The organism is Lentibacillus sp. (assembly GCF_035301675.1).
Classification (GTDB): Bacteria; Bacillota; Bacilli; order Bacillales; family Amphibacillaceae; genus Lentibacillus.
This window is the reverse complement of record NZ_DATGTT010000029.1, coordinates 1-5,267: the sequence shown is the minus strand read 5'-3', so window position 1 is coordinate 5,267 and position 5,267 is coordinate 1. Positions and strand designations below refer to the sequence as shown.

Sequence of the window (5,267 nt, the reverse complement as noted above, 5' to 3'; positions counted from 1 at the left end):
ATGTTAGCGAAGGAAATACACGAAGACTCCAGCGGGAAAGCGAAGACGATAAGACCCCACAGCGAGCGTTCTTTGCGAGTGAGGAGGCTTATCGCGAGCCCGCGGAAAGCGTAGTGTATTTCCGGAGCGGTATCTTATGTCGCTGTTAATATCAACTACAAGAATTGAAAGCAACGAAAACAGCGTTTTTTATACATTACGCTTCAACCATTAAGACAAACGCTGAATACGTTCATCAATATCCGGATGTGTTGAAAATATCATTGATTTTTTACCTTTATTATTTATTTTCAATGTAGCAACTGCTGTTTGTTCTTCCCCTTTAACACGGTTGGAGTAAACTTTCAGCATTTCCAGCGCGTGCCGCATTTTATCCTTACCGGCCAGGTCCGCTCCGCCCCGGTCTGCGTGGAATTCACGATGTCTGGAGTAAGCGAAGACGACGAGACTTCCGAGGATCGAAAATACAATTTGGAAAACAATAATCGCTACAAAGTGTACAATTGGCGCAATTTCCTCTCTCACAAATTGGGACGCAATATACGCTACAATACGCGCAAGGAAAACAACAAATGTGTTCACAACCCCTTGCAGGAGCGTCATCGTCACCATGTCCCCATTCGCAACGTGGGCAACCTCATGTGCAATAACACCTTCTACAGCGTCATCATCCATCTCGGTTAGCAGCCCCGTCGAAACGGCAACCAACGACCGTTTTTTCGAAGGCCCTGTTGCAAAAGCATTTACCTCCGGAGAATCATAGATCCCAACTTCCGGCATATGCATCAACCCGGCTGTTCTTGCCAGTCGGTGTACTTTTTCTACTACTTCTCTTTCATAATCTGAACGTGGTGCATCGGGATTAATAACACGAACACCCATCATCCGCTTGGCCATCCAGCGGGATATTGCCAGGGAAATAAACGCGCCCGTAAAACCAACCACAGCACTGAATATTAATAGCGCACCATAATCAATCCCATTTTGTCCAATATAATTCCATCCACCTGTAAGTGAAAGGATAATACTTATCGTTACTAATACCAAAACGTTCGTTAATAGAAAGTAGAATATACGTTTTCCCATCTTCTCACCCTTTTTATTTCTTTTTATCAGTATATAAGTTTAAGCGGCTGATCACAAGATATTACCCATTTTATTTTTCTGTAATTTTATTACATGCTACCCGCATATAGTGATCATGGAGTGAAAATATTTCCATTTGCTCATTGCGGTTTTCCAAAGCTTATGACTATAATACTTGATGAAAGGAGGAGAGATAATATGAATAACTTTAATATGAAGAATTTTGTACATTTCGATAAAATGCTTACACCGGCAATAATTAAGATCGTTTTTTGGATCGGAGCCGGCTTGTCTGTTCTCATGGGGCTGATCATGATTATTCAAGGTGCCGGCGCTTATTACGGCGGCGGAGCTTCTATTTTCATGGGATTATTAACGATTGTGATTGGACCATTTGTTGTACGAATCTATTGTGAACTCTTAATTATCTTTTTCAAAATGAACGAAACACTGCAAGACGTTAAAACATTATTAGCAAAACAAAACAAACCTGTTAATAACGATGAGAATAAAAATTAATTTTAAAAACAGCATTCATTTTAATAAGTGAATGCTGTTTTAGTGATTTTTTTATAGTTAGGCATGACTTGATCCATCCATGCACTTTAACTCTGTTAACAAACTCCGACAAAGCTAACAATAAAATTAGCGAAATACTATCAATCAATTTTCCTTTCTTTCTTGCATAGAAACCAAACTATAGAGCACTGCGGTCAAAATAATCGTCGGATATACCGCTCCGATGGAATTTCCAATTATCGCTGTCTCACGCGCTACAAGGAAAAACACAACCCCAATCGCCCAGACGGCGATCGCTTTAATATTGACCCCTTTAAAATACCAATACTTCCCACCGGCCTTTTCAAATTCCTTCACATCATACTTTCGTTTGCGGACAAAAAAGTAATCGGCAATCAGTATGCCTAGCAGAGCACTTAAAACCATGCCGATATAATCCAGGAAGCCCATAAATGTATCTAAAAAACTTGTCATATAAAGAGGAACAAGCATGAGCGCACCGGCAACGATCGTGACAACCCATATCGCATGTAGTGGCTTAATTTTCTTCGTTACGTTTGTCACCGAAACCCCTGCAGCCATTAAGTTAACAACATTTGTTGTGACACAGGCGACAATGATGAGAACGAGCGCAATCCAGCCAAGTCCGAGACTGCTTACAAGTGAACTAGGATCTGAATTATCCGGGTTAAATACCCCTGTTGATAATGCCGTTCCAATTGTTGAGATGATGCCGACAAAAGCGAACCAAAGTAAGGCAACACAAGCGCCGATCATTGGTGCAATCGTAGCTGTTTTAACAGTTGGCGTATACCGGGTAAATTCTGCAACTCCAAGCACCCAGGCTAAACTGAAAGCAGCCATAATATCAATTGCCTTTCCGGTTGGCAATACAGCATCTGCAGGCGGACTCCAATTGGCAATTTCCGTTAATGAATGCGTATCCAGGACGACAATGGTGATCCATAAACCTAAAAATAAGGTTAAAAAGATCCCGACACGTTCTACTATTTTAATAGAGTTTCTACCTAAAGAGACAGCTCCCAAGTTCAAAACGGTCATCAATCCAATCCCGAGTAGCATCGGTCCCGCACTGCCCGGTTCGCCGTAAGCAGGCCACCCGAATAAATCACTGAGTAAAAAACTGACGGAGATAACTGCGATAAATGTATTAACCACTGCCCAGCCTAAAAACACAATCGTATTGAGTACGGTAGGCAAGATACTGCCCCTGATTCCAAAAGCTGGCCTTGTTAATGCCATGGTAGATGTACCTACTTTAAAACCCATAAATCCGACTAAAGCTAATATCAGATAAGCAATCGGATTAGCAATTAAGGTCACACCAATCGCACCGGCAAAAGCCATGCCAGCGACCGTTCCACCTACATACCATGATGCATTATTGGAATTTGCACCGACCCAGATTGCGATCATATCAAAGAAACCAATATTCCTCTGGCCCATCGGTACTGCTTCTGTTGCATAATACTCTTTTGTTTCAACATCTTGTTGCTGTGATACCCCTTCTTTGTTTAACCTGCCACCAGGTTCATCTGCTGATTGTAATGTTTTCCCCATACGTATCCTTTCTTTTGACGTATTTCATATATAGCTTGCTATTATTTATCCTTCGACCCGCGACTTGTCATGATCGATGAAATGTATTTTCGAGCGATGATATACAGATATCGATCGATTATTCATCCATCATTAGTATCTTCTGTTCCACTTAGTTTTGCATATACACTACGGATATTATCAGGCGAAAATTGCAATTGATCAGGCTCTGCTGACTCCCATGCGTTATACTTTTCACCGGCTAATTTTTTCTCCATTTCGGCCGTATCATATACCTTCAAATCATAAATCCAGTTGGCCATCATTAGTGTTGCCGCCATGTGAGCGCCTTCTGTTGTTGTTCCGCATATATCCTTCACGAGATTAATCTGATAATCCCGGTAATACGCATCAAGTGCTGTGGACAAGACACAAACGTCGGTAAGTACCCCGCCAATAATCAGATGTTCCACACCAAGGCTTTTTAACATCAACTCCAAATTTGATTCAAAAAAGCCGCTATAACGATACTTATCGATAATAATATCCTGTTGCGCGGGCGCGACCTCATCGGCTATTTCAACGGTTGATGTTTTTGAATGGTAATAGATCGGCTCTCCCGCATCATTAACCGGTTCCTCGTTTGCTAATCCGAGCCCATCTCCACGATTAATATGGCGCGTGTAGATGACCGGTATCCCCATCTGCCGACACTTGTCCACGAGGCTTGCTGCATTGGCTAAGATCGCTTCCATTCCAACAACATCAGATGTCCCACCTTCCTTTTGCAAATCAATCAAAAGCAAAGCAGTCTTGCTCATATCCATTATATTTCGCTCCAATTCTTTGGATGTATTTTAAGGTCCTTTTCGTAAATTTCGGGACTGGGACTGCGATTACTCGCCCCATCAAAAAACTTTGTTCCCATAGGAGTCTTCGTATTCTGCCTCCGCTAGTAGAGGTATTCTAAGCTGCGGAAAAATGCGAGACTCCTCGAAAATACAAACCAATTTTCTTCGTGGGATGTAATGCTGCCGAAGCTTTCCTTGTCCTATGGGAAAAGGAACAGTCTGAAGACCCCACAGCGAGCGTTTTTTGCTCGCGAGGAGACTGAAGCGTTCCCCATGGAAAGCGAGTATTTTTCCGCAGCGTTGGATTAGCACGCATCTTCGAAAGAATGGAGGAAGCCACGCTAAAGTTGCGTCGCAGTTTATAGACTTTGTGTCAACAACAACATTTCTACGATGGGAAATGTAACTACAGTCCCAAGAAAAGAGCCTATTTTAAACATGCTTTGCATTATAACATAATATATGAAGGAAAATTTTAAAGCCTTGTTTTTTTAAAAAATTTAGCACGTAATAGGTTGACATCCCATGAACCCTGATAAAAGCTACTTTTTCGGTAAATTGAAGTGAAATGCTCTGGTTTTGAATGCTGCATGGTAACTAAAAAACAGTGTGATAGGATGAATTCCATATCACACTGCTTTCTTTATAGCGGTTGTTCATTTATAATTGTTCATCGTGACTGAGATATTCATTTGGTTCATCCCCGCCATGCGGGTTATGATTTTTGTATTGACTTTTACGTCCATTGCGGTGTGCTCCGCCTTTGTTTTTTCCTTCTACCTTGTGTTTTGGATTATGATCCTTTCCTCTATCTGCCAATGATCTATGCCCCCTTCTTTTCCAGGATACCGATAGTTTTTGTCGTTTAAGATTAATTATACTCACCCCATAACATAGGCAAAGAAAAAACGAAATAATAGCATAAGCTAGAAAATCGAAAGAATTCTAAGGAAATTTGTGTTTTATACAATCATTTGAATGAGGTTCCATTTTTTTATGCAATTTGTACATATTATAAACTTTATATTGTATAAAGTATTCGTTACACTGTTATTTGTGTTCAAAAAACGGAGGTGTCTAGCATTTGTTGAAATTTGAAAATGTTACTAAGATGTATAAAGAAGGCGTAAAGGCAGTTAATGACGTCTCCTTACATGTGAAAGAAGGAGAATTCATTGTTTTTATCGGACCAAGTGGTTGCGGTAAAACAACAACGATGAAGATGATTAACCGCTTGATCGAACCTTCAGA

6 protein-coding genes are annotated in these 5,267 nt (G+C 40.9%); 2 read left to right on the top strand and 4 right to left on the bottom strand.

The features are described 5' to 3' along the window. Nucleotides 1-210: 210 nt before the first annotated feature. Nucleotides 211-1,086, bottom strand: coding sequence for a protease HtpX (gene htpX / locus VK097_RS04440; RefSeq protein ID WP_324210597.1), 876 nt, complete (start codon nt 1,084-1,086; stop codon nt 211-213). A gap of 198 nt (nt 1,087-1,284) precedes the next feature. Between htpX and VK097_RS04435 the strand changes: the two genes are divergently transcribed. Beyond that, nucleotides 1,285-1,605: a DUF4282 domain-containing protein gene (locus VK097_RS04435; protein ID WP_324210596.1), complete on the top strand. Its 321-nt coding sequence runs from the start codon at nt 1,285-1,287 to the stop codon at nt 1,603-1,605. Nucleotides 1,606-1,749: 144 nt separating this feature from the next. On the opposite strand, the gene VK097_RS04430 is transcribed toward VK097_RS04435, so the two are convergent. The 3 genes from VK097_RS04430 to VK097_RS04420 all read right to left on the bottom strand — a co-directional run bounded on the left by VK097_RS04430 (nt 1,750) and on the right by VK097_RS04420 (nt 4,835). Then, nucleotides 1,750-3,186, bottom strand: a complete 1,437-nt coding sequence (locus VK097_RS04430) for a cytosine permease (RefSeq protein ID WP_324210595.1) — start codon at nt 3,184-3,186, stop codon at nt 1,750-1,752. Nucleotides 3,187-3,308: 122 nt separating this feature from the next. Beyond that, nucleotides 3,309-3,992, bottom strand: a complete 684-nt coding sequence (locus tag VK097_RS04425; RefSeq protein WP_324210594.1) for a cysteine hydrolase family protein — start codon at nt 3,990-3,992, stop codon at nt 3,309-3,311. A gap of 684 nt (nt 3,993-4,676) precedes the next feature. Beyond that, complete coding sequence (locus VK097_RS04420) at nt 4,677-4,835, bottom strand: hypothetical protein (protein ID WP_324210593.1); 159 nt, start codon at nt 4,833-4,835, stop codon at nt 4,677-4,679. Nucleotides 4,836-5,100: 265 nt separating this feature from the next. Between VK097_RS04420 and VK097_RS04415 the strand changes: the two genes are divergently transcribed. Continuing rightward, nucleotides 5,101-5,267, top strand: a 167-nt coding sequence (locus tag VK097_RS04415; RefSeq protein ID WP_324210598.1) for an ATP-binding cassette domain-containing protein, incomplete at its 3' end; no start/stop codon positions are given.